This window comes from Pontibacter anaerobius (assembly GCF_026241195.1).
In the GTDB taxonomy this organism is placed as follows: domain Bacteria; phylum Bacteroidota; class Bacteroidia; order Cytophagales; family Hymenobacteraceae; genus Pontibacter; species Pontibacter anaerobius.
The window spans coordinates 324,891-349,408 of record NZ_JAPFQO010000002.1 but is presented as its reverse complement, the minus strand read 5'-3'; the positions used below and the strand labels follow the sequence as shown (position 1 = coordinate 349,408).

The window sequence follows — 24,518 nt, the reverse complement described above, 5'->3', positions numbered from 1 at the left end:
TGACCACCCCCTTTTAAGAATTACCCTCCACTCCACAATCAACCTATATCCTCACAGCACCCCTATAAATAAACACCCCCTACACAAAACAATCAGAAACTAACTATTCAAATTATCTGTTATGGGAGGCTGACATATAGTTTATATTTGCGCCGTGAAAAAACGCATTTTCTTCCAACCCTTATACTTCCTGTTCTGGATGCTATACTTTGTAGTAGCCAGAGCTGTTTTTCTGGTGTATCACCTGGACCGCAGCGCAGAGCTTACTTCCTCAGATGTACTTTATACTTTTGTGTATGGCCTGCGGCTGGATGCCTCTTTTGCGGCTTATATAAGTATACTTCCGTTTCTGCTCTTGCTATTGGCTAGCCTGTGGCATCGGCTGCAGGTGGCTACAGCTGTACGTTACTATACGATTGTGCTGCTCGCACTGCTCTCTACGCTATTGACTGTAGATTTGGAGCTCTACAGCCACTGGGGATTCCGGCTGGATGCCTCGCCCCTGCAGTATCTGAACTCTCCCACCGAGATGACTGCCTCTGCCGCCTCTGCGCCTCTGTTCATACTTTTCATGGTGACGCTGGCCGTTTCGGGTGTGTTTATACTCTTTTTTCGCCGGTACTTTGACCTGGCAACCTATAGCCATAGGGCAAATAAGTGGCTGCTGGCCGGTATCTCATTCGTTTTTGCTGCTTTGCTCATACTGCCCCTGCGTGGCGGGTGGCAGCAGATTCCAATTAACCAAAGCGTGGTATACTTCTCGGATAAGCCATTTGCCAACCACGCCGGCCTGAACATGCCCTGGAACCTGATGCACGCCCTCCTGAAGTATGAGAAATCGGGCAGCAACCCTTATAAGTACATGCCAGAGGACCAAGCGCAGAAGATGGTGCAGGCGCTTTATACTTCAGCACCAACAGATTCTACCGAGCAGCTTTTGTGCGTACAGCGGCCAAACGTGTTGTTCATTATCCTTGAAAGTTATACAGCCAAGTTTGTTGAGAGCTTGGGCGGCGAGAAAGGTATAACACCTAACCTGGATAAACTGGCAGCGGAGGGTATCAGCTTCACCAACATCTACGCTGCCGGCGACCGCAGCGAAAAAGGCATGGTGGCGCTGCTGAGCGGCTACCCGGTACAAACCACTACCTCTATTATAAAGTACCCGCACAAGTCAGAAAAATTACCGCAGCTGAGCGAGGTGTTTGAACAACAGGGCTACAGCACCAGTTATTATTATGGCGGAGAACTCGAGTTTGCTAATATCAAATCATACCTGCGCAATGGCGGCTATGATAAGTTGGTGGACAAGTATGATTTCGACCCGAGTACCTATAATTCAAAGTGGGGCGCGCACGACCATGTGCTGTTTGAGAAGGTCCAGCAGGAACTGAAGCAGGAGAAACAGCCTTTTTTCAGCACAGTTTATACTTTGAGCAGCCACGAGCCCTTCGAAATACCGATTCCGGCTAAGTTTGCCGGCAATGACGAGGAGGCACAGTTCCGCAACAGCGTGTTCTATACCGATTGGGCTTTGGGAAAGTTTATAGAGGAAGCAAAAAAGCAGGATTGGTGGCAAAACACACTAGTTGTATTGGCCGCGGACCATGGCCACCGACTGCCGGGTAATGATCCGAACCATGCGCCCGGCAAGTATAAAATCCCGTTTATACTTACAGGTGGAGCACTTGAGAAAGAAGGGATTGTAATTGAAGGCATCGGGAGCCAGACAGACATTGCCGCCACCCTGCTGGCCCAGTTAAACCTTCCGCACCAGGCCTTTAAGTGGAGCCGAAACCTGATGGCACCAAACCCCTCTCCTTTTGCGTTTTATGTTTTTAACGATGGCTTCGGGTTCGTCACTTCGGCAGGAGCGCTGGCCTTTGATAACGTAGCGCAGAAGCCCATACTACGCGAGGAACGCATTACCGAAGAGCAACTTCAAACAGGCAAGGCATACATGCAGACTTCATTTGAGGACTTTGTTAAAAAATAAGTATAAATGGTCGATACACGGAATGGTCAAATTCACTTCCTTACTTTAATTGCCATTTTACTATTTGTCGCCCTTAAATCACGTTACGCCACCTTTACGCACTCACAATAAAAATTCGTACCTTTGCCCCCTGATTATGAAGAAAGTAGCTTTTTATACCTTAGGATGTAAACTTAACTACTCCGAAACCAGCACGATCGGGCGTATTTTCCAGGAGCGGGGTTTCGAGAAAGTAGAGTTTACCGATAAACCGGATATCTACGTCATCAACACCTGCTCGGTGACCGATAATGCCGATAAGAAGTGCCGCAAGATTGTGAAGGAGGCCCAGAAGCACTCTCCGGATGCCTTTATCACAATTGTAGGCTGTTACGCGCAGCTTAAACCAAAGGAAATCTCTGAGATTCCGGGGGTAGACGCCGTGCTGGGTGCCGCAGAGAAGTTTCAGCTGGTGGACATCCTGGAGACGTTCGAGAAAAAGGACAAGGCGCAGGTATACGCCAGCCCGATCTCAAAGGCCAATACGTTCCATAATTCCTACTCCTTCGGAGACCGTACCCGCACCTTCCTTAAAGTACAGGACGGCTGCGACTATTCCTGCTCCTTCTGCACCATTCCGTTAGCGCGTGGCAACAGCCGCTCCGACAGTATCTCTAATGTGGTAAGATCTGCTGAGGAGATTGCTGAGTCCGGCGTAAAAGAGATTGTGCTGACAGGTGTAAACACCGGCGATTTTGGATTACAGAACGGCAAGCGTGTGGAGTCTTTCTTTGAACTGGTGCAGGCCTTGGATAAAGTGGAAGGTATAAACCGCTTCCGCATCTCCTCTATCGAGCCGAACCTGCTGAAAGATGAAATCATTGAATTTGTAAGTCAGAGCCAGCGCTTCATGCCGCACTTCCACGTGCCGCTGCAGTCAGGTTCCAACAAGATACTGAAGTTGATGCGCCGCCGTTATCAGCGCGAGCTCTACGCCGACCGTGTGGCCAAAATCAAATCGCTGATGCCGCATTGCTGTATCGGTGTGGATGTGATCGTGGGTTTCCCGGGTGAGACGGAGGAGGATTTCCTGGAGACTTATAACTTCCTGAACGAACTGGATGTGAGCTACCTGCATGTGTTCCCTTACTCTGAACGTGAGAATACACTGGCTCCCGACATGGAGGGCAAGGTAAGTATAAAAGACCGCAACCGCCGCGCCGACATGCTCCGCATACTTTCCGAGAAGAAAAAACGCCATTTCTACGAGCAGAATATAGGCAAAGAGTTTACTGTGCTGTTTGAGGACGACGTGAAAGACGGCAAAATGGAGGGCTGGACTGAGAACTACGTACGCGTAGTGGCCAAGTATGACCCGGTGCTGGTAAACGAAACCAAGCACGTGCGCCTGACTCAACTGGATGCTGAGGGGCTGATGGAAGCCGAGGAAACTTTCCAGGAGGTGCTGCGGCATTAGGTTTTTGCCTCGGAAATCATTTATATTTAGGCTGCGAAATCTTCCAACTAAACAAATTAAGATAAAGCGTGAAAGTTTTAAAAATGACATTAGGTCTGGCCGCGGCCTCTGCCATGATGGTAGCCTGCAACCAGAACCCCAACAACGGCACCACTGCCGCCTCTGCTACTGAGACTACAGCAGGTACGCCCGAGATCGTGTATGTGAACTCTGACTCGTTGCTGGCGAACTACGAATACTTTAAGGATGTACGCTCCCGCCTGCAGACAAAGGCTGAGCAGAAAGAGAAAGATCTGCGCACGCAGGCCGAGTCTTTCCAGAAAGAAGTACAGCGCTTCCAGCAGAACGCTGGCGGCATGACACAGCAGCAGGCCCAGGCCACTGAGCAGCGCCTGATGCAAAAGCAGCAGCAACTGCAGGCGTTGCAGCAGAGCTCCGGCAACGAGCTGATGACAGAAGAATCTGAAGAAATGAAGAAAATCTACGACCGTGTAGAGGAGTACCTGAAGCAGTTGAGCGAAGAGAAAGGCTACAAAATGGTGCTTACCTACCAGCGTGGCAACAGCGCCATCCTGTACGGCGACTCTACCCTGGACGTTACCGAAAGTGTAGTAGAAGCGCTTAACAAAACCTACGAGTCTGAGAAAGCCGAGGCTGACAAGAAAAAGGAAGAAGTAAAGAAGAAGTAAACACTTCTGAAAGTATATATCAAAAAGGCCTGCAGCTTAATTGGTGCAGGCCTTTCTGTTTCCGGGAAACTTGATTTATACTTTACTACTCGTACCGCAGAGACTCAATCGGATCAAGTTTAGAGGCTTTGTAGGCCGGGTAGTAGCCGGAGATAACGCCAACCAACACACAAATGGTAAGCCCGGTAAACACCCATACCCACGGCACAAAGAAGCCGGCACCATCTGCAATCAGCGCAGCTATGCCATTGCCCATCAAGATGCCCAGCATGATACCGACCAGCCCACCCATCACGCAGATGACAATGGCCTCAATCAGGAACTGCTGACGTATTTGGAAAGAAGTTGCCCCAAGTGCCTTGCGTACGCCTATTTCGCGGGTGCGCTCGTTTACAGACACCATCATAATGTTCATCAAACCCACCGAAGCTCCGAGTAAAGTAATGAACCCGATCACGCCACCACCCAGTTTCAGGTAGCCCGATATTTCGTCCAGGCTCTGCACCAGCGAATCTGAACGCCGTATCTCAAAGGAATCTTCCTGCCCAAGGCCATCCTGCCTTATATTACGCATGGTGCCCGTGGCCTCTCCCATTACATAGTTCAATTCATCCGCCCTGAAAATAGCCGTCTTGATGTCATAGTTTAGCTCAGAGTTGCCGTTCCTGGGAATCTGTCGGCCGGTTTCTAAAGGTATAAGTATACGCCTGTCGCTGCTGCCGCCCATGCTGCTGCCTGCCTTCTCCATCTGCCCCACTATCTTAAACCTGCGGCCCAGAAAAGTAATGTACTCCCCGATAGCGTCCTTGTTCTTAAAAAGCGTCGAGGCGATCTCATCTCCTACAATGGCGACATTCGTTCCCTGCTCCTGCTCAAAGTTCGAGAAGTCGCGACCCTTGGCCAGGTTCAGGTTGTTGTTGAGCATGTAGTTTTCGTCGGCGCCCACCACGCTAATGTTCGGGTTTGTCTTCTCCGTCTCACTCTTCACCACAGTAGCCCCTGAAACAAAGGCCGACAGGCTCACGCGGGCCTCATCCTTCATCAGTGTCTTGTATTGTGTGGCCTGGTCGTAGTCGATATTCGGGTATACTTTCTCGACACGCCCCCCACGGCTGCCCCGGTTGTTCATGCCCTTCTTGCGAATATCGAAGGAGTTGGCACCCAGGTTAGAAAAGGTTTGCGTGAGCGAGTATTTCATTCCGTCCACGGCCGTGAGGATACCCACCAACGACATAATACCGATTGAAATGATCAGGCCGGTAAGTATAGTACGGAGCAGGTTCCCCTGAATGGCTCTCAGGCCCTCTAAAATATTTTCGAGTAGGTTCATCGGTTGAAAAGATGTGCGCTTTTGTTATCTTTTACGTTAAGTATAAAAATCGGCACGCTGCTTCTAAGATAGCGGCATTTTCTGAAAAAAGAACCACTTTTATACAGTTGATGACTTTTTAAAGACGAACCTGATGTTTTTCCGTACCACCGCGCTTATACTTTGCCTCCTGCTGTTCTCATCTCCTGCCTGGGCAAGCACCATACTTATCCCGATGGATGAGACGCAGAAAGATCACCTGAAATCCTACGGCATTGCCTACTGGGTGCTGGGCCAGCATGTACCTGTAGACTGGCTTCTGAATTACAGGGGCGGGAGCTTTGCCTTTAACCACCTGCCACAGCTGGAAAACGAGCTGATTGTGCGCGGTGTGAGCTATACTGTTATCTCTGATGCCCAGTATAACAGCATCCTGACCGAGATCGGTAACCCGGAGGCTAACATGGATATCATGAAACTGGAGAAGGTACCAAAGGTCGCCGTATACTCACCCAAGTCTAAAATGCCCTGGGATGATGCCGTAACGCTGGTACTGACTTATGCAGAAATTCCGTATGATGTGATTTATGACAAGGAAATCATTCAGGAGGAGCTTCCGAAGTATGACTGGCTACACCTGCACCATGAAGACTTTACTGGTCAGTACGGCAAGTTTTACGCCAGCTACCGCCATTACCCCTGGTACCAGGAGCAGCAGCGCGAGTCTGAAGAATCAGCCACAGAGCTTGGATTTAAGAAAGTATCGCAGCTAAAGCTGGCGGTAGTAAATAAGATAAAAGACTTCACGGCAGGTGGGGGTTTCCTTTTTGCCATGTGCTCAGCCACCGATACCTATGATATTGCCCTGGCCGCCGAAGGAGTAGACATTGTGGAGGCCATGTTTGACGGCGATGCCGCAGACCCGAATGCGCAGCAGAAACTAGACTACACCAAAACCTTCGCGTTCCAGGATTTCAGAATTTCGCGTAACCCTCTGGAGTATGAGTACTCCGACATCGACATGCAGCCGCAGGAGCGGCCCGTAAACGAGGCTAACGATTATTTCCAGCTGTTTACCTTCTCCGCCAAATGGGACCCCATCCCAACCATGCTGACGCAGAACCACGCTAAAACAATAAAAGGGTTCATGGGCCAGACCACAGCGTTCCGGAAGAGCCTGGTGAAGCCGGAGGTGGTGGTAATGGGCGAGAACAAAGATTTAGGTGAGATACGCTACATGCACGGCACCTACGCCCGCGGCACCTGGACCTTCTACGGCGGCCACGACCCGGAAGACTACCAACACCTGGTGGGCGAAGACCCGACAGACCTGAACCTGCACCCTAACTCACCCGGTTACCGTCTTATCCTGAACAACATACTTTTCCCGGCTGCTAAGAAGAAGAAACAAAAGACATGATTCAGTTATCAGTTGACAGTAAAAACTTATCAACCTATAGTAAAAAGATATAAAAAGGGCCTGAGAAATCAACTCAGGCCCTTTTTATGATATTTGATAAATGATCTCTGTAAAATGTTCTAGTGCATCCTGTCAGGGCGAGGCTCCAGGTTACGGATGATCTCTGCCTCAATGGCAAGAAGCTCCTTCAGGCGCGCATCCACTTCCTCTACCGGCATGTATTCTTTGGCCAGCTTAACGAAGCTTACGTAATGCCCTGCCTCGGACACCATCAGCTCATAATAGAATTTCTGCAGTTCCTCGTCCTGTATGTTCTTCCAGAGTAGCTTAAAGCGCTCGCAGCTACGTGCTTCTATCAGGGCGTTTACCAAAAGGTGGTCCATGAGCTGGCGCTCGCGCTTGTTGCCTTTGCGGATGTGTTTTGTCAGTTCCACCACGTACTCATCTGGGCGGTTGCGGCCGAGGCCATAGCCACGCTTCTTCAGCTGTTCCATCACACGCTCAAAATGGCTCCACTCCTCCGCCACCAGTTCAGTCATCTCCTCCACCAGCCGTTCTTTGTCCGGGTACTTCACGATTAAGGAAATACCGGAAGTGGCGGCTTTCTGCTCACAGTAAGCATGGTCCACCAGTATTTCTTCTATGTTCTTCTCCGCTATGTTTACCCAGCGCGGGTCGGTAGGCAGCTCCAGGCGAAGTATGGTTTTGGTAGGTTGTGTGGTAAACATGAAGCTAATTTACGCTTGAAAAGGTATTAAAATAAACGCTTAAGAGAAGATACAGCTTTTTATTTGACTGCGAAATTAATCAAAAAACCGCCATGTTAGGCCAAAGACAAAACTGCGACGCATGCCCGGGTAGTATGGCGTGAGGAAGTACACGGGCTCTGTTAACTCATAGTTCGCATGGCTCATTTTCAGGAATACGTTTACAGTTTTTATATCCGCATTCAGAAATACCTCTGCCACCGGGTAACCTTGCACCGCAAAATCATCCTGAACAAAGAATTGCTGCGTAACCGGCATGTACCCATAGCTGTAATACTCAGAAGCGTAGGTGCCCTGCACACCAAGCTGCAGGTATAAAGCGTTTTTGAAAAGAGGGCCTTGCAGGTATACTTTCGACTCTGCCAGCCACTCTGGCATCAGTATGTTGTTGGCTTCATCGGTATTATTATAGGCCACAAAATTATCGAAGTACAAAGGCCCGAAATGTATCTTGTGCGAAATGCTGCCTCCCCAGAAACGCTGGTTGCCACTTGCCTGAACAGGCACTGCCGCCTCGTTAAAGTATATCCAGCGCTTTGCATTCGTGTAGTGGCCATCCAGCTTCACGTACTGCCTCTTCCCTATTTTCTGATGTAAACCGGCTCCAATGCGGTCAATCACTATGTTGCCAAAATCGTTGTTCCAGGCGTAATGGTTGCTCACCATAAAGTTATGTATGCGGGATGGAGAGTACAGCACGCGCTCCAGCGTTCCATAGGCTCCTCCTAACCTGGCAGTGCCTTTAATGCGATAATCACCTGCCAGTTGATATTCAGCCTTACCCGTTAGCTCTGCCAGCTCCTTGTAAAACAGCCTTACATCACCTCCTATGAAAACCTGGTTATAGTTCTCATCATAGCTAAGCGTTTTGAAAACGTTGCCGGACTGCAAAAGCGAATCAGGAAGGCTAGCAGCGGTGCCTATAGAGTCGATGACGCTGTAGGTAGTACCGGCATTACGCAGTTTCACATAAGCCTTGTAAGACGATAGCTTATTGTTACCAGTCAGGCCAAAGGTGTTTTCCAGTTCTTTAAACTCCGTGGCGTCGTTTGTACGCGCTGCACTGTACCTGAACTGAGGGTACAAGTATGATCTGTTATCCCCTGTGAGAGTCTGGGGTATACCATCATCCACAAACTCGTTACGCTGGCGGTAATAATCAAAAGTATGGTATACTTTAAGGTTCTCCTTTGCTAGTCGGTAGATGTGGGTCAGGTGCAGGTTGTTCCTGGATTCTTCGTTTGACGCCTGGCTCAGGTATACAGGCGCCTCCTCATAGCGCTCAAATTCATCAGCTGTTCTGCCCGTTGTGTCTATGCCGCCTGTTTCTATCTGCTCCACCTTCATAAAAGTATAGTTGAAGAACAGGTCATACTTCTCGTTTTCGGAGCGGTAATGGGTAAAGGCTTTCACGGCCTGGTTATCCAGCATGCCTTTGGTACGTCCTTGGGAACCCGGACCAATCTGTTGATCAGCCGAAAGTATCTGGTACGCCACGCCAAAGTTCCAGCGGGGATTTATGTTGCGGGTGTGCAGCACCTCAAACACCTGCTCGCCCCTGCCCCCCTGCACATACTTAAGGTGCGTATACGGCGAGCGTGTATCGTAGTAATTTATACTTTGCGGATCGTAGGCATATCGGTCAAAAACATTCTTACCCAACCGCACGCCGATTTTCTCTGGCATATGGAAAAGCATGGGCGTTGCCGCCGTGCCGATGTTGCCCAGGTGCTGGTAAAAGCTGGTGTCGTTGAACCAGTAGCGCTCGTTATGCAGGTTGTCAAGCGTGGTATCTATCGGCACCGCTTCATAACGACCTTCCAGTACATCCTGCTCGTATAGCTTAAGCACTGTTTTAGGTCCATAGATTGCCTTGGTCGAATCGTCAATTATCTGAGCAAAAGCACCTGTGTTCACCAGCAGCAAAGCCAGTACAAAAAGTATAAAGGCGGATAGTTTTCTTTTCACGTTTCAAAAATAGAGAAATATTAGCGGAAATACGCAGCCTCAGGCATGCACCAGGCGCTCCACGTGCTGCAGCACCAGTTGGTCAAACTTATCTCCGCCTGACAATATCTTTACTTCAATTGGCACATAAAAGATTGGAAGCTGCTTTGTTAGGGGTTCTAACGCGGCATCCGTCAGTTTAACAGCATCTTTTCGAGTAGTAAGGATGGTAGCGCCGGCATAGGCTGGCTTCTGGAGCAGTTCTGTTAATTCCTGCAGGTTGTCGCTCGTGTATAGGTGATGATCGGGGTACGCATAATGCTTAAGCAAAGTATAACCCTGGCTTCTCAGGTAATTTTTAAGCGGCTCCGCGTTGGCAATTCCCGTCAACAGCACCGCTTTTTTAGATAGCGAAAGTGCATTTCCGATAGCCACGGGTGCACCATAGGCAAAGGAAGAGAAGAACACCGGCGTATCGGGCAAAGTATACTTTTGCACCTGCTCCAAGATCTGTTCCCGCTCCTGCTGCCCCATCCCAGCCGGACACTTGCTCACGATAACAGCATCGGCCCGTTGGGCTCCGCTCCTTGGCTCCCGCAGCCTACCGGCAGGCAGCACATGATCATTATAGAAAGGGCGATTGTAATCGGTTATAAGTATGTTCAGGGATGGCTGTACCGGACGGTGCTGCATAGCATCATCCAATAAAACAACTTCCAGCCCCGGCACCTGCTTCTGCAATTGCTCAATACCCTTCACACGATCCTCACATACGGCCACCTCAACCTCCTTAAAGTCGAGGTGGTATTGAAAAGGCTCATCACCAAGTATGGCAGCCGACGATGAAGCATCAGCAAGTATAAATCCTTTGCTTTGGCGCTTGTACCCGCGGCTGAGGGTAGCCACTTTATAATTATGCAGCAGGCGCAGCAGGTACTCCACATGCGGGGTTTTGCCCGTGCCTCCAACAGTCAGGTTGCCGACAGCGATAACAGGAATCTGGAAGTGCCGCGATGCGAGCAGGCCTTTGTCGTAGCCGAGGTTGCGCAGCCGCATGATGCCACCATAAAGCTGCGAAAAAGGCCAGAGCGGTATGTGGAGATATTTATGCATGGTTTTGTAACGCGTGCAATTTACGTTAATTTTAACGTGCCTACGCTAACTACACAACGAAAGAGAGAAACTATGGCAAAAATGCACGAAGTAACCGCCCTATTGGAACAGCTGGCCCCGCTCCGCTACCAGGAGAGCTACGACAACGCCGGCCTGCAAACCGGCGACGCCAACGCAGAGGTAAAGGGTGTGCTGGTAACGCTCGACTGCACCGAGGCCGTGCTGGATGAGGCATTGGAAAATGGCTGTAACCTGGTGGTGGCGCACCACCCGGTAATCTTTAAAGGGTTGAAGCAGCTTACTGGCAATAGCTATGTGGAGCGCACCATCATCAAAGCCATCCAACACAACATTGCCATCTACGCCAGCCACACCAACCTGGATAACGTGCTGCACGGCGTGAACACCAAGATTGCCGATAAACTTGGCCTGCAGCAGCAGCGCATACTTGTCACCAAGCCCTCCACCCTTATGCAGCTGGTAACTTTTGTGCCCGTGGAGAATACCGAGGAGGTGCTGGCAGCCTTGCATAAGGCCGGTGCCGGAAACATTGGCGAATACAGTTGCTGCAGTTTTAGTATAACCGGCACCGGCCGGTTTACGCCCTCCGCTCAGGCCGACCCCACCATTGGCAGAGCTAACCAGCCGGAGCAGGTGCAGGAAAACAGGCTGGAACTGCTCTTCCCGGCCTACCTGCAAGGCAAGATAATGGCCGCACTCAAACAGGCGCACCCGTATGAGGAAGTAGCCCATTACCTCTACAACCTCGAGAACCAGAACCAGGAAGTGGGCATTGGGGTGATCGGGGAACTGGATGAGGAATTTACAGAGGGGAAATTTCTGGCTTACCTAAAGGATAAAATGGGGTTGCAGGGCCTGCGCTATACTTCCATAGGCAGCAAAAAGGTGAAACGCGTGGCCGTTTGCGGCGGCGCAGGCAGCTTCCTGGTAAAAGACGCGATACGCCAAGGGGTTGACGCACTGGTAACCGGCGATGTGAAGTACCACGAGTTCTTCGATGCCGAAGGCAGGCTGATGATCGCCGATATAGGCCATTATGAAAGCGAGGTATACACAAAGGAGATATTTTATGACACTATTTCAAAAACTTTTCCTAATTTTGCAGTCTTAATATCAGAAGTAAACACTAACCCCGTCAGATACACTTTTTAATACATGGAAAGTACTGTAGCCAGCAAACTGGAAGCACTATCAAAGCTTCAAAGCATCGATTCACAGCTTGATGAAATCAGAAGAGTTAGAGGAGACCTGCCTGAAGAAGTTCAGGACCTGGAAGATGAGATTGAGGGCTATGAAGTAAGGGTTCGTAAGTTTGATGATGAGGTAGCCGGACTGAACGATTCTATCGCGCAGCGTAAGCAGGCCATCAAAGACTCAGAAAGCCTTATCCGCAAGTATGAGGAGCAGCAGCAGAATGTACGCAACAACCGTGAGTACGATGCCATCACCAAAGAAATTGAACTTCAGAAACTGGAGATCCAGATCTCTGAGAAGAAAATAAAAGAGGCGCACTACCAGATCGAGCAGAAGAACAGCGAGATAGAGGGAACGAAGCATCGCCTGGATGAGCGCCGCAAAGACTTGGAAAACAAGCAGAAGGAGCTGGAGCAGATCGTGTCTGAAAGCCAGGAAGAAGAGAAAAAACTGGAGGAGGAGCGTCAGAAAGCTACTACTGGTGTAGAAGATCGCCTTCTGAGTGCTTATAACAGAATTCGCAAGAACGTGCGCAACGGCCTGGCTGTTGTTTCCGTGAAGCGTGATGCCTGCGGAGGTTGCTTCAACACGGTACCGCCACAGCGCCAGGCTGACATCGCGGCACAGAAGAAAATCATCGTTTGTGAGCACTGTGGCCGTATTCTGGCTGGCGTGGAGCAACGCGTATTTTAATCTGATCAATCTTGAGCGTACATCGCTTGCATACAAACCGAAAGAGGATGGCTAAACCCCATCCTTTTTTTTTGTGGCTGAGTTTTTGGCTTCTGCCCCTGACTGTAGCTACTGCTGCCGCGTTTACGCCCCAGCACAAAACCGCCTACCAGGAGCTTTTACAGCTGAAAGTAAATAATGGCCGTAATCTTTTGGAACGGCTGCCACAGCACGATGCGAACACACTCTTACTTGCCAACTACGCTGACTTCCTGGAGCTGTGCGTGCAACAGGACCAAAACAAGTATGATGATCTTTTAGATGCACAGGAGGCACGGCTGGAGAAGCTTGAAAATCTAACTCCTCAGAATGAGTGGGCAGACTATGCTATAGCTGAAGTCAGGCTTCAGATAGCTATGTCTAAACTGTTATTCGGCAACCGCTTATCTGCCTCCTGGGACTTTCGCGAGGCTTACCTCCAGTATACCCAAAACCTGAAAAATTACCCTGACTTTATTCCCAATAAGAAAAATCTCGGCGTTCTGCAGGTACTCATTGGTTCCGTCCCTGACAAGTATAAGTGGTTCCTCAACATTATTGGTCTTAAAGGAAGTATAAAAGCGGGGATGGCAAACCTGAAGGTGGCCACTGCAAAAGCAAACCCTTTCCACCAAGAGGCCCAACTTCTTTATGCCGTTATACTGCACCTGACAGAGCCTGACAAAGAAGAGCAGGCCCTGCGGCAAGTGAAAACGATGGCAGCCCGAGAGCAAGACAACCTGCTATTCCAATTTGTAGCCATGCACCTGCTAAAGAAAACCCGCAGCAGCGACGAGGCTTTGCAAGTATACCTGCGCCGACCACAACGCAGCAGCTACCTGGCATTTCCTTACTTGCACCACATGGCCGCCGATTTATACCTTTTCCGGGCCGACTATGAAAAATCCATACAGGAAAACAAGCAGTTTCTGAAGATGCACCCGGGGCAGCACTACCTGAAGTCAGCTAACTATAAATTATACCTCGCCTACGCGCTAAGTAACCATAAACAGCAGGCGCAGTGGCACCTGCAGCAGGTAGCAGCTGCAGGACTTGAAGAGAGTGAGGAAGACCGTTATGCCGCCAGGTATGCCCAAAAACAGGAGCCACTTGTAAAGCCGCTGATGCAGGCGCGCCTACACTCCGATGGCGGCTACTTCCGGGAGGCACTACAGGAGCTGGATCAGCTACAAATTACTAACGCGACGCCAGTAGCAGTGCAGGCAGAGTATTATTACCGCAAGGCGCGCATTTTTCATGGCACTCACTCGCTGCAGGAGGCACTCCCGCTGTACCAGAAAGCCATTGCCTTAAGCCAAACCACCGATTTATACTTTGCCCCCAGTGCCTCTCTCCAGTTGGGTTATATTTTCCAGGAGCTGAAGCAAACAGAGAAGGCTAAAACATACTTTAAGCAGGCGCTCAGTTATAAGCATCACGAGTATAAAAACAGCATCGATGCCAAAGCTAAACTGGCCTTATCGGCCATGTAACAAAGAACATGTTCAGATTAGAGATACAGGAAACCGACCTACCGGTAAGTATAAGCGAGTTCAGGCTCAAAGCGCTGGCCTGGGCCGAAAAGCACCCTTTGGCGGCTTACTACAACCACAACGACATCCCTTACCCGCACAACGGTTTTGAGCACTTTCTGGCCGTTTCTGGAGGGGATGTGCTGCAGCTACAGGAGGAGAAAAGTTTTGAAGACCTGCGGCATTACCTGAAGCAACAGCACCCGCTGCTTTGTGGCTATCTCGGCTACGACCTAAAAAACCAAATAGAGGACCTGAGCAGCCAAAACCCGGACCAGCTATACTTTCCGGTGTTAACATTCTTCATCCCGGAAGCATACTTATGCTTTAGCTCAAGTAGTGTAACCATTTATACTTCTGCATATAATCACGAAATTATACTTGCATCTGTACTTTCCTCCCCTACTCCTGCCCCCGCCACGACACAGGGTATACAAATGGTGCAACGGGTACACAAGGATAAGTATAAACAGCAGGTGGAGCGCGTGCGGCAGCATATCCTGGAGGGGGATGTGTATGAGTTGAATTACTGTATGGAATTTTACGCCGAAAACGTGCAAATAGCGCCTCTGCCCCTGTACCTTGCCCTGAACGAAGCCTCTCCTACCCCTTTTTCGGGATACCTGAAGCTGCACGACAAATACCTGATGTGCGCCTCGCCGGAGCGTTTTTTGAAAAAAGAAGATCACAAACTGATTTCTCAGCCCATTAAAGGCACTATCCGGCGTGGCCAAACACCTGAGGAGGACAAGCAATTGCAGCATCAGCTCCGCCACGATGAGAAAGAGCTGGCCGAGAACATGATGATCGTGGACCTGGTACGCAACGACCTTAGCCGCTCCTGCGCCACCGGAACTGTGCACGTGGAGGAAATGTTCGGGATTTACGGCTTCCGGCAGGTTTCGCAAATGATCACTACGGTAGTGGGCCAACTACGGCCAGACAAAGACCTGGTAGACGCACTGGTAGGCGCTTTTCCGATGGGAAGTATGACTGGTGCGCCCAAAATAAGCGCAATGCGCATAATTGAGGAACTCGAGGACACGAAAAGGGGGCTATATTCCGGCGCATTCGGCTTTGTTAAGGCAAACGGAGACTGCGACTTTAATGTGGTGATCCGAAGCATGCAGTACAACGCAAGCAACGGCTACCTCAGCTTTATGGTTGGCAGCGCCATTACCTATGACTCTGACCCGGAGCGCGAGTATGAGGAGTGCCTGCTGAAGGCGGAGGCAATGCTGAAAGTGCTGGGCAGGAATCAAAAAGTATGATTTAAAGATAAGTATACTTTTAAGGTAAAAAGGCGCCAGCTACCTACTTATTTGTACGCAGTTGATAGACTCCTACTTAAAACCCAATCCCTGAATAAGTCATTCAAAAATATCACACTCTTCTGCCATTCTGTCACGTTTTTGAGAACATTATAGTATATTTGCAGCTGTAATTGAAGTAACATGGATCCAATAGTAGACTTAGACTTTATTGATAACCGCACACCAGAGCAAGCAGCAGCCTGCGATACCCAGGTTTCGAAAGAGACCAATACGGGAAAATCACGCAAACTGTACATAGAAAGCTATGGCTGTGCCATGAACTTTTCAGACAGCGAGATCGTGTCGTCGATTATGTTTGAGCAGGGTTTCGACACCACATCAGACATTGCGCAGGCTGACCTTGTGTTCCTCAACACCTGCTCTATCCGGGAGAAAGCGGAGCAGACGGTGCGCAACCGTTTGGGCCAGATCAATTACTATAAAAAGAAAAAACCTGCCATGATGATCGGTGTGCTGGGCTGCATGGCCGAGCGACTGAAGAAGTCATTGCTGGAGGAGGAAAAGATCGTGGACCTGGTGGTGGGCCCGGACGCTTACCGCGACCTTCCAAACCTGATCAACGAGGTAGACGGGGGCCAGAAAGCAGTGAACGTCCTGCTATCGCGTGAGGAAACCTATGCAGATATTAACCCAATCCGCCTGAACAGCAACGGGGTGAGCGCCTTTATCTCCATCATGCGTGGCTGCGACAACATGTGCTCTTTCTGTGTGGTGCCCTTTACCCGGGGCCGTGAGCGTAGCCGCGATGCTTACTCCATTGTGCGCGAGGCTGAGGCGCTGGTAGCACAGGGTTATAAAGAAGTAACGCTTCTGGGCCAGAATGTGGACTCTTATAAGTGGGCTTCAGAGGATGGCACAGATACCGTAAACTTTGCACAGCTGCTGGAAAAAGTGGCGTTGGTAGATCCTAACCTGCGGGTGCGCTTCTCTACCTCCCACCCCAAAGATATTACTGATGAGGTGTTGTACACGATGAAGAAGTATGACAACATCTGCAAGTATATTCACCTGCCGGCACAAAGCGGCAACTCGCGTGTGCTGGAACTGATGAACCGCACCTACGACCGTGAGTGGTATATAAACCGTGTGGATGCCATCAGAAGTATACTTGGAGAGGACTGCGGCATTTCTTCAGACATGATCGCCGGTTTCTGCACCGAGACCGAGGAAGAGCACCAGGATACGCTTTCCCTCATGGACTATGTGCAGTACGACTATTCTTATATGTTCTTCTACTCCGAGCGCCCGGGCACTTTAGCCGCCAGAAAACTGGAGGATGACATTCCGCTGGAAGTAAAGAAGAGACGTTTGGCCGAGATCATAGACAAGCAACGCGAAACCTCCCTTAACCGCAACAAGCGGGATGTGGGCAAGGTACACCGAGTGCTCGTGGAGAATTTCTCCAAAAAATCAGAAGAACAGCTCAGCGGCCGCAACGACCAGAACAAAGTGGTTATCTTCGATAAGAAGCACTATAAGAAAGGCGACTACGTGAATGTGTTTGTACATGATTGCAGCGTAGGCACCCTGTTCGGGGAAGCGGTAGATTAGGGCATAGATGAAGCAATGTGGGGACTTGGCGTTCTATACATCAAGCTCTTGCATTCTCTGATCATTTGCTTCCCAGAGCTTCTCATCTTCAAATCTGTAAAATATGCGCCATATCGATATACAAAGTATAAAACAGCGCTTCGGCATAATTGGTAATTCACCGTTGCTAAACCACGCGATACAGGTGGCAGCGCAGGTGGCCCCTACCGATATGACGGTGATGATTACCGGGGAAAGCGGCAGTGGTAAAGAGTCTTTCTCTAAGATCATTCACCAACTCAGCCCGCGAAAGCATGGGCAGTTTATCGCCATTAACTGTGGAGCCATTCCTGAAGGCACCATAGATTCAGAGCTTTTCGGCCACGAGAAGGGCTCTTTTACAGGGGCTCAGGAGGCTCGCAAAGGCTATTTCGAGGTAACCGATGGGGGCACGATTTTCCTGGATGAGATTGGTGAGATGCCGCTGGGCACGCAGGCCCGCCTTTTGCGCGTACTGGAGAACGGCGAGTTTATTAAAGTAGGCTCCTCTAAGGTACAGAAGACGGATGTTCGGGTGGTGGCAGCCACAAACGTAAACCTGATGACTGCTGTGGAGAAAGGTAAATTTCGGGAGGACCTGTACTACCGCCTGAACACGGTGCCGATCTCTGTGCCTCCGCTGCGTGATCGCGGTGATGATATCTACCTGTTGTTCCGCAAATTCGCCTCTGACTTCTCAGACAAGTATAAAGTTCAGTCAGTTCAGCTGACACCTGATGCGGTGCAGGAACTGCAGGCATACCGCTGGCCCGGCAACATCCGCCAGTTGAAGAATATTGTGGAGCAGATCTCGGTGTTGGAGTATGACCGTGAAATAAACGCAGAAACGCTGCGCCGCTACCTGCCACGGGATTCAGCCTCCTCGCTGCCGGCTGTGCTGGCAAAAGAAAACTCCGCAGAGGGCCCAATTTCGGAACGCGATTTACTTTATAAGGTGCTTTTTGATATGCGCCGCGACATGTCTGAACTCAAAAAGCTTGTCTTTAACATGTTGGCGCACCAGCCAAAAGACGAAGACCTGCTACGCGAGCATAGCCACTTGTTCGAGAACATGGAGCCGCAGCAGTATAACGGGCGTTCCTACCAGCAGGAACAAGCGCAAAGCGAACCATATTACCTGCCCATAAAGCATAGCCAGCCGCAGGCTTATGAAGAGGATAAAGTAGAGGACATTCCGCACGAAACAGAGGAAGAAAGCTTATCTTTAGAGGATAAAGAGCGTGAAATGATCCTGAAGGCGCTGAAGAAACACAACAACAAGCGCAAGTATGCCGCCCTGGACCTGGGCATTTCGGAGCGCACACTCTACCGCAAACTAAAGCAGTATGACATTGAAGACTAATATTCGTTTTTTAAGCTTTACGCTGCTGTTACTACTGACCCTGAGTAGCGGCTGCGGCATCTATTCTTTTACAGGCACCACCCTTTCGCCTGACATCAAAACGATCTCTATACAAAACATAGAAAACAGCACCGGCGAAGGCCCTTCTAACCTGACGCAGGTGGTAACAAACAACCTGAAGGATTATTACCGTCGCAACACAAACCTTGCTATTGTGCAGGGAGAGGGCGACTTGCAATTAGCAGGGCAGATTGTTAGCTTTACTTATTCGCCTGCCGCTATTCAGCGCGAGGGGCAGCAGGATATTGCCTCGCTGAACCGCCTGACACTTGGCGTGCAGATACGCTTTGCCAATGTAAAACAGCCGGAGAAAGACTTTGAGAGAACATTTACCATTTCACAGGACTTCCCACAGAACGTAGACGTTACCCAGCTCTCTACTGCCCAGATTGAGCAGCTATCGGAGCAGCTGGTGGTGGATGTGTTTAACAAAACAGTGGCAGACTGGTAAGGCCTACTTACAAAAAGCTATAAGCAAGTATGAATAAATCCGCTTTTCTACAACTGATACAACAGGCAGCCAGCATCTCTGACCAGCAAACCGAAGAGCTGGAAAAGGTAGCGGCGACCTTCCCGTATTGCCAGACGGCACACCTGCTGCTGGCTAAATCAGCTTACGATAAGGGCAGTATGCTTTCCACGCAGCGTCTACGGCGCGCATCGGCCTACGCCACTAACCGTCAGCGGCTGAAGCGTGTCATTTATACTTCGCCTGTGGCAGCGCCAGTGTTTGATGAAACTGCAGTAGAAGCCCCTAATGTTGCCCCGGTACAGGAAAAGCCCACTCCTGCACCACTTGCAGCAGCACCTGAAGCAACAGAGGGTAATGCAGCTGTAGCTAAAGAGATTATACTTCCTGAAGAAACAGAAACTAGAAGTATAGCCGAAGTGCACCAGCCTGAAAGTATAACGCTGGAAGAAGAGGTCCTGGTAGAAGAAGAACGGCCGGAAACTACTCCACTAGAACTTGATTCACAATTTGGTTCAGAGCTAACCGAAGCTGTTGGCTCGGTAGAGGAAACAGAGACGGAAACAGAAGCGTTTGAGCCGGAAAGTATAAATACCTTATCACCGGACAAGGATATACTAGAGCAACCTATGGAGAAGCTGGACTCCGAGCTGGCCTTGCTCCTAACTATAAAAAGCCTTAGTCCCTCTTTTACAGATCTGCTGGCGCAAAAACCGGATGATGAACCGGCCTTCGCAGCCCCTGTTATCCCGATGGCCCCACAACCACAGGAGCAAGATACTACTGAAGAAGTACCGCAGGAAGAGCTGCCTGAGCCTGACCGGCATGAAAAGCCAAACACCTCCACAGACGAATTAGCCAGCCTTATCTCAGCAGAGGCAGCCGCAGCCGCTAAAGCATACTATAGCTTAGAGGAGGTTGAGGGAACCGCACCTGCCAACGAAGCTGTTGTGACTGCACCAGAAGAAGCAGAAATAAAGTATGCGTTTGATGAGATTGACGAGATGTACCAGCAGGATGTACTGGGCTATTGGATGTCATCTAGCCGCATGGGAGAATCGCTGCAGCTGAAAGAAGAGAATGAGTTTACACGGCCGAGGCCTGCGGCCTTTCATCCGGAGCTTATTCTGGAGTACAGCAAAACTCATGAGATGGTGAGGCAGGAAGAAGCCGCTATGCCGCAACTGCACGAACAGCTTCATATAATAGACCAGTTCCTGAAGATAAATCCGCGGCTTAAGGCGCTGAATAATATCAAAATGAAGCCTGAACCGCAGGAGGACCTTTCCCTTAAAAGCTCTAAAATAAAGCGAGGAATGGCCTCGGAGAATCTTGCCAATATATTCGTGAAGCAGGGCAAAGCGAAAAAAGCCATAAAAATATATGAACAACTCATTTTGAAAAATCCGGAAAAAAAGAGTTACTTTGCTGAACAGATCGAAAAATTACAAAACCTAAGTTAACATGTATATCGCCCTTATTAGTATCATTATCTTTATCTGCGTGCTGCTTATATTGGTTGTACTTGCTCAGAACCCTAAGGGAGGCGGCCTCTCTAGCCAGTTTGGCGGTAGCACCAGCCAGCTAATGGGCGTTAAGCGCACCGGCGACCTTTTAGAGAAGCTGACATGGGGATTTGCCATTGCACTTGTGTTGCTTACCTTGGGTACCCACATGCTGGGTAATACAGGCGAGGCAAGTGTAAGAAGCGTAAACGAAGAACGTGCACGTCAGTCGCAGTTGCCTGCAGCCCCTGCCGGAGCTCTTCCTGGCGCTACAACTGACACTACTGCAGCCATACCAGGTGCCGGTGAGATACCAGCCATGGTAGACACTGCACAATAAAGGAAAAGCCCCTCAATGGGTTAAGCCGGTCCTGATTAAGGTCCGGCTTTTTTATTTCTCCCCTCCTGCAGCGTCATAGCATGACAGATTTACAAAATAGTTCCTCTTGCTGGCAGAAATTGACAAACCTGACAGTCTTATAAGCGTTAGAAACTGAAAAATTGGCTTAAAGTGGCACCTTCTGCGTCTTGGCACAGGAAATGATAAAGCACAGGTGTTATTGTAGATTTTATAACAACAAAACATAACTAAATAACCAAAAACTATGTCAATCAACATCAAACCATTAGCAGACAGAGTAATTGTAGCTCCGGCTGCAGCAGAAGAAAAAACCAAATCTGGTATCATCATTCCTGACACTGCTAAAGAAAAACCTCAGCGTGGTGAGGTGGTAGCCGTTGGCGAAGGCAAAGTATCGGAGCAAGGCGCCCTGATGAAGCCACAAGTAAACGTTGGCGACACTGTGTTGTATGGCAAATATGCCGGTACTGAGATCTCCGTTGACGGTAACGATTACCTGATCATGCGCGAGTCAGACATCCTGGCAGTTCTTTAATCAAGTCTTAAGCAAAAACCAAATCCATAAAATTTATAAACTATGGCTAAAAACATCACATTCGATACAGACGCCCGCAACAAGATCAAATCTGGCGTAGACAAACTGGCTAATGCCGTTAAAGTTACCCTGGGTCCTAAAGGCCGTAACGTTATCATCGATAAAAAATTCGGTGCACCTACTATCACAAAAGACGGTGTATCTGTAGCGAAAGAGATTGAGCTGAAAGACCCTATCGAAAACATGGGTGCCCAGCTGGTGAAAGAAGTTGCTTCTAAAACTGCTGACCAGGCTGGTGACGGTACTACTACTGCCACTGTACTGGCACAGGCAATCTACACTGCCGGTATTAAAAACGTAGCAGCAGGTGCCAACCCAATGGACCTGAAGCGCGGTATCGACAAGGCTGTTGACGCGGTGGTTGCTAACCTGAAGTCTCAGTCTAAGACGATCGATAACTCTTCTGAGATTGCACAGGTAGGTACCATTTCTGCCAACAACGACCCAGAGATCGGCAAAATGATCGCGGATGCGATGGATAAAGTTGGTAAGGACGGTGTAATCACTGTAGAAGAGGCTAAAGGCACTGAAACTGAGGTAAAAACTGTGGAAGGTATGCAGTTTGACCGTGGTTACCTGTCTCCATACTTCGTAACAAACGCGGAGAAAATGGAAGCTGACTTCGACAACCCATATATCCTGATCTACGACAAGAAAGTTTCTACCATGAAGGAGCTGCTGCCAGTTCTGGAGCAGGTTGTTCAGACAGGAAAAGGCCTTGTGATCATCGCAGAAGATGTTGATGGCGAAGCGCTTGCTACCCTGGTAGTAAACAAACTGCGCGGCTCTCTGAAAATCGCTGCTGTAAAAGCCCCAGGCTTCGGCGACAGAAGAAAAGCCATGCTGGAGGACATAGCAATCCTGACTGGCGGTACCGTAATCTCTGAAGAGCGCGGCTATAAGCTGGAGAACGCCACACTTGACTACCTAGGTCAGGCAGAGAAAGTGATCATCGACAAAGACAATACGACGCTTGTAAACGGTGCCGGCACGAAAGACGATATCGTAGCGCGCATTAACCAGATCAAGGCGCAGATGGAGACAACTACATCTGACTACGACAAAGAGAAGCTACAGGAGCGTTTGGCTAAACTGTCTGGCGGTGTGGCTATTCTTTACATCGGTGCTTCTACTGAGGTGGAGATGAAAGAGAAGAAAGACCGTGTAGATGATGCCCTGCATGCTACTCGTGCTGCCGTTGAGGAAGGCATCGTAGCCGGTGGTGGTGTTGCCCTGATCCGTGCGTTGGATGCCCTGAACAGCATCGACGTGTACAACGCAGATGAGCAGACAGGTGTTAGTATCATCAAGACTGCCCTGGAGGCTCCGCTTAGAACAATTGTTTCTAACGCTGGCGGCGAAGGTTCTGTAGTTGTTCAGGCTATCCGTGAAGGTAAGGCTGACTACGGCTACAACGCCCGCGACGACAAGTATGAGAACATGTTTGCGGCCGGTATCATCGACCCTACAAAAGTTACTCGTCTTGCGCTGGAGAACGCAGCCTCTATTGCAGGCCTGCTGTTAACTACAGAATGTGTGGTTTCTGAAGAGCCTTCTGAAGAAGCTGCCCCTATGGGCGGTGGCATGCCAGGCGGCATGGGCGGCATGGGCGGCATGATGTAATCTCCGCTTAGCCAATAAAAAAAGCCCCGGATTATACTTTAACCCGGGGCTTTTTGCTTTACACTTTTCTATAGATTTTTTATCTTAATTGTTATATCATGCGGCGCCACCTCATCTCCCCCAAAGTATGGATACAACCGGTAGCCTCTCCCCGTCCCGCTGCAGCCCCTTGGCAACACAACCTCTGATAAACCATTAACCCTGAAGATATAGGTATTACCATCCAGTAGAAGCTCAAAACGCTGTGGCTGATTAAGCTCAACTGCGCCAATCAGCTTATAATGCCTTGTTCCGTTGTTGTACACATAACCTAGTATCTCCAGTTTGTTATTATACCATCTCCAGCCAAAACGGGCACTATTGCTCTGATGAAGTGAGCTGCAGTCGGCCATACCATAAAGCTTGTTAATATCGGCCTGATTGTTAGCATTCTCCGTCTGGTAAACCGCAGATTGGTCAAATATAGCTTCGAACTTAAGGCTATTAGTGCTAAGGCTTTTATAAGGTGAGTTATCGGAAGAATGCTGCCCTTTTCTGATGACGTAAGTAGTATAACTGTCAGTGGTGCGGCCTTTCTTTGCTTCTATGGCCTCACTTTTCACACTTATGTCAGTGTCTTTCTCGCAGGATACAATGGCTAAAACTACAAAGAGCAGGAAGATTCTGTGTAACAAAAGCTTATAGGTCGGCATACATTTAAGATTAATGAAGTGGAACATCAATTAACCAACTTCAACTGCCATCATCACAATAATTGATACGTTTAGAACTGGATATAGTATAATTATTTAAATTATTTATTATACGTATCTTTTATAGAAATGCGAATATCATGAGGAGCCACTTCGTCTCCACCAAAGTATGGGTAAAGCTGGTAACCCTCTGCCGCACCGTTGCAGGCACGCGGCATACTCACTTCCTGCCCATGCAGCTCAAATATATACTTGCCCTCCTCCATACGCAACGCTAAAGGTATAGCTTGCCCAATAGGCACAGGGCCCAGCACCTTGTAGTCGCGCTTCTTGTTCAGGTAAGTGTAAGCCAGCAACTCCAGCCGGTTGTTATACCATCTCCAGCCGTAGCGGGCACTGTTGGTATGGTGGCTCGTGTTGCAGTCAGACAACCCGTAAAGCTTGTTTATATCTGCCTGGTTAATCGCCTTCATAGAAGTATAGACAGCGGTACTGTCGAAGGTAACCTCAAAGCTGATGCGGCTGGTAGTAATTTTTCGGACGTTGTTCTTGTCAGAGTAATGGTCCCCTTTCTTTATCGTATAAAGTATGGCTGGCTCCTCCTTCACTTTTGGGGTAACTTCGGTTACAGTTTTGCATGCTGAGGCAACAAAGCTCAGCACCAGGGGCAACAACAAATGCCGCACCCGAACAATGATAAACATAGCTAAAAGTAATATTGGCTAAAAATAGATTACCCGGTAAAAGACATTAAATCAGTTCTTAAAGGGTAATGCAGCCACAAATGTATAA

Annotated in this window: 21 protein-coding genes; 15 read left to right on the top strand and 6 right to left on the bottom strand. The window is 49.3% G+C overall.

All coding sequences use genetic code 11. The features are described 5' to 3' along the window. Positions 1–154 precede the first annotated feature (154 nt). The 3 genes from OO017_RS19960 to OO017_RS04840 all read left to right on the top strand — a co-directional run bounded on the left by OO017_RS19960 (position 155) and on the right by OO017_RS04840 (position 4,141). On the top strand, positions 155–1,996 hold the full coding sequence (locus OO017_RS19960) for an LTA synthase family protein (protein ID WP_266051324.1): 1,842 nt from the start codon (positions 155–157) through the stop codon (positions 1,994–1,996). 136 nt (positions 1,997–2,132) lie between these two features. Then, on the top strand, positions 2,133–3,452 hold the full coding sequence (gene mtaB / locus OO017_RS04845) for a tRNA (N(6)-L-threonylcarbamoyladenosine(37)-C(2))-methylthiotransferase MtaB (protein WP_266051323.1): 1,320 nt from the start codon (positions 2,133–2,135) through the stop codon (positions 3,450–3,452). A 68-nt stretch (positions 3,453–3,520) separates the two neighbouring features. Beyond that, on the top strand, positions 3,521–4,141 hold the full coding sequence (locus tag OO017_RS04840; protein ID WP_266051322.1) for an OmpH/Skp family outer membrane protein: 621 nt from the start codon (positions 3,521–3,523) through the stop codon (positions 4,139–4,141). Positions 4,142–4,226: 85 nt separating this feature from the next. Here the strand turns inward: OO017_RS04840 and OO017_RS04835 are convergent, their stop codons facing one another. Further along, the gene (locus tag OO017_RS04835; RefSeq protein ID WP_266051321.1) at positions 4,227–5,471 is read right to left on the bottom strand and encodes an ABC transporter permease; all 1,245 of its coding nucleotides are present in this window, start codon (positions 5,469–5,471) and stop codon (positions 4,227–4,229) included. Between the two features lie 133 nt (positions 5,472–5,604). Between OO017_RS04835 and OO017_RS04830 the strand changes: the two genes are divergently transcribed. Continuing rightward, positions 5,605–6,870, top strand: coding sequence for an asparagine synthetase B (locus tag OO017_RS04830; protein WP_266051320.1), 1,266 nt, complete (start codon positions 5,605–5,607; stop codon positions 6,868–6,870). Positions 6,871–6,989: 119 nt separating this feature from the next. On the opposite strand, the gene OO017_RS04825 is transcribed toward OO017_RS04830, so the two are convergent. From OO017_RS04825 to lpxK, 3 genes are all read right to left on the bottom strand, one after another. Next, positions 6,990–7,598, bottom strand: coding sequence for a MiaE family protein (locus OO017_RS04825; RefSeq protein WP_266051319.1), 609 nt, complete (start codon positions 7,596–7,598; stop codon positions 6,990–6,992). A gap of 75 nt (positions 7,599–7,673) precedes the next feature. Beyond that, a complete protein-coding gene (locus OO017_RS04820; protein ID WP_266051318.1) occupies positions 7,674–9,605 on the bottom strand; it encodes a putative porin in 1,932 nt (643 codons plus the stop codon). Between the two features lie 39 nt (positions 9,606–9,644). Continuing rightward, positions 9,645–10,697, bottom strand: coding sequence for a tetraacyldisaccharide 4'-kinase (gene lpxK, locus OO017_RS04815; RefSeq protein WP_266051317.1), 1,053 nt, complete (start codon positions 10,695–10,697; stop codon positions 9,645–9,647). A 72-nt stretch (positions 10,698–10,769) separates the two neighbouring features. On the opposite strand from lpxK, the gene OO017_RS04810 reads away from it, so the two are divergent. The 11 genes from OO017_RS04810 to groL all read left to right on the top strand — a co-directional run bounded on the left by OO017_RS04810 (position 10,770) and on the right by groL (position 23,034). Then, positions 10,770–11,870 (top strand): Nif3-like dinuclear metal center hexameric protein, encoded by a 1,101-nt coding sequence (locus OO017_RS04810; protein ID WP_266051316.1) that lies wholly within the window; start codon positions 10,770–10,772, stop codon positions 11,868–11,870. Positions 11,871–11,873: 3 nt separating this feature from the next. After that, positions 11,874–12,605, top strand: a complete 732-nt coding sequence (locus OO017_RS04805) for a zinc ribbon domain-containing protein (protein ID WP_266051315.1) — start codon at positions 11,874–11,876, stop codon at positions 12,603–12,605. 71 nt (positions 12,606–12,676) lie between these two features. Beyond that, positions 12,677–14,116 carry a tetratricopeptide repeat protein gene (locus OO017_RS04800; RefSeq protein WP_266051314.1) on the top strand — a complete coding sequence of 480 codons (1,440 nt, stop codon included), beginning with the start codon at positions 12,677–12,679 and terminating at the stop codon, positions 14,114–14,116. Between the two features lie 8 nt (positions 14,117–14,124). After that, a complete protein-coding gene (locus OO017_RS04795; RefSeq protein WP_266051313.1) occupies positions 14,125–15,426 on the top strand; it encodes an anthranilate synthase component I family protein in 1,302 nt (433 codons plus the stop codon). Positions 15,427–15,609: 183 nt separating this feature from the next. Next, positions 15,610–17,040 (top strand): tRNA (N6-isopentenyl adenosine(37)-C2)-methylthiotransferase MiaB, encoded by a 1,431-nt coding sequence (gene miaB / locus OO017_RS04790; RefSeq protein ID WP_266051312.1) that lies wholly within the window; start codon positions 15,610–15,612, stop codon positions 17,038–17,040. Between the two features lie 103 nt (positions 17,041–17,143). Next, positions 17,144–18,421, top strand: a complete 1,278-nt coding sequence (locus OO017_RS04785; protein ID WP_266051311.1) for a sigma-54 interaction domain-containing protein — start codon at positions 17,144–17,146, stop codon at positions 18,419–18,421. Next, positions 18,405–18,932 carry an LPS assembly lipoprotein LptE gene (lptE, locus tag OO017_RS04780; RefSeq protein WP_266051310.1) on the top strand — a complete coding sequence of 176 codons (528 nt, stop codon included), beginning with the start codon at positions 18,405–18,407 and terminating at the stop codon, positions 18,930–18,932. Before OO017_RS04785 ends, lptE begins: the two co-directional genes overlap by 17 nt. 29 nt (positions 18,933–18,961) lie before the next feature. Next, positions 18,962–20,413 (top strand): DUF8458 domain-containing protein, encoded by a 1,452-nt coding sequence (locus tag OO017_RS04775; protein ID WP_266051309.1) that lies wholly within the window; start codon positions 18,962–18,964, stop codon positions 20,411–20,413. 1 nt (position 20,414) lies between these two features. Then, positions 20,415–20,795, top strand: coding sequence for a preprotein translocase subunit SecG (secG, locus tag OO017_RS04770; RefSeq protein WP_266051308.1), 381 nt, complete (start codon positions 20,415–20,417; stop codon positions 20,793–20,795). Between the two features lie 265 nt (positions 20,796–21,060). Then, positions 21,061–21,351, top strand: coding sequence for a co-chaperone GroES (gene groES / locus OO017_RS04765; protein WP_266051307.1), 291 nt, complete (start codon positions 21,061–21,063; stop codon positions 21,349–21,351). A 42-nt stretch (positions 21,352–21,393) separates the two neighbouring features. After that, complete coding sequence (gene groL, locus OO017_RS04760; RefSeq protein ID WP_266051306.1) at positions 21,394–23,034, top strand: chaperonin GroEL; 1,641 nt, start codon at positions 21,394–21,396, stop codon at positions 23,032–23,034. A 68-nt stretch (positions 23,035–23,102) separates the two neighbouring features. On the opposite strand, the gene OO017_RS04755 is transcribed toward groL, so the two are convergent. Beyond that, positions 23,103–23,708: a hypothetical protein gene (locus tag OO017_RS04755; RefSeq protein ID WP_266051305.1), complete on the bottom strand. Its 606-nt coding sequence runs from the start codon at positions 23,706–23,708 to the stop codon at positions 23,103–23,105. 119 nt (positions 23,709–23,827) lie between these two features. Continuing rightward, complete coding sequence (locus OO017_RS04750) at positions 23,828–24,430, bottom strand: hypothetical protein (protein WP_266051304.1); 603 nt, start codon at positions 24,428–24,430, stop codon at positions 23,828–23,830. Positions 24,431–24,518 lie beyond the last annotated feature (88 nt).

What these genes read in the sequence shown, in the direction of transcription:
- secG (WP_266051308.1), top strand. Translation starts at nt 20,415, where the DNA reads ATGTATATCGCCCTTATTAGTATCATTATCTTTATCTGCGTGCTGCTT.
- lptE (WP_266051310.1), top strand. Translation starts at nt 18,405, where the DNA reads ATGACATTGAAGACTAATATTCGTTTTTTAAGCTTTACGCTGCTGTTA.
- OO017_RS04835 (WP_266051321.1), bottom strand. Translation starts at nt 5,471, where the DNA reads ATGAACCTACTCGAAAATATTTTAGAGGGCCTGAGAGCCATTCAGGGG.
- OO017_RS04825 (WP_266051319.1), bottom strand. Translation starts at nt 7,598, where the DNA reads ATGTTTACCACACAACCTACCAAAACCATACTTCGCCTGGAGCTGCCT.
- OO017_RS04785 (WP_266051311.1), top strand. Translation starts at nt 17,144, where the DNA reads ATGCGCCATATCGATATACAAAGTATAAAACAGCGCTTCGGCATAATT.
- miaB (WP_266051312.1), top strand. Translation starts at nt 15,610, where the DNA reads ATGGATCCAATAGTAGACTTAGACTTTATTGATAACCGCACACCAGAG.
- OO017_RS04775 (WP_266051309.1), top strand. Translation starts at nt 18,962, where the DNA reads ATGAATAAATCCGCTTTTCTACAACTGATACAACAGGCAGCCAGCATC.
- mtaB (WP_266051323.1), top strand. Translation starts at nt 2,133, where the DNA reads ATGAAGAAAGTAGCTTTTTATACCTTAGGATGTAAACTTAACTACTCC.
- OO017_RS04795 (WP_266051313.1), top strand. Translation starts at nt 14,125, where the DNA reads ATGTTCAGATTAGAGATACAGGAAACCGACCTACCGGTAAGTATAAGC.
- OO017_RS04805 (WP_266051315.1), top strand. Translation starts at nt 11,874, where the DNA reads ATGGAAAGTACTGTAGCCAGCAAACTGGAAGCACTATCAAAGCTTCAA.
- OO017_RS04810 (WP_266051316.1), top strand. Translation starts at nt 10,770, where the DNA reads ATGGCAAAAATGCACGAAGTAACCGCCCTATTGGAACAGCTGGCCCCG.
- groL (WP_266051306.1), top strand. Translation starts at nt 21,394, where the DNA reads ATGGCTAAAAACATCACATTCGATACAGACGCCCGCAACAAGATCAAA.
- groES (WP_266051307.1), top strand. Translation starts at nt 21,061, where the DNA reads ATGTCAATCAACATCAAACCATTAGCAGACAGAGTAATTGTAGCTCCG.
- lpxK (WP_266051317.1), bottom strand. Translation starts at nt 10,697, where the DNA reads ATGCATAAATATCTCCACATACCGCTCTGGCCTTTTTCGCAGCTTTAT.
- OO017_RS04750 (WP_266051304.1), bottom strand. Translation starts at nt 24,430, where the DNA reads ATGTTTATCATTGTTCGGGTGCGGCATTTGTTGTTGCCCCTGGTGCTG.
- OO017_RS04830 (WP_266051320.1), top strand. Translation starts at nt 5,605, where the DNA reads ATGTTTTTCCGTACCACCGCGCTTATACTTTGCCTCCTGCTGTTCTCA.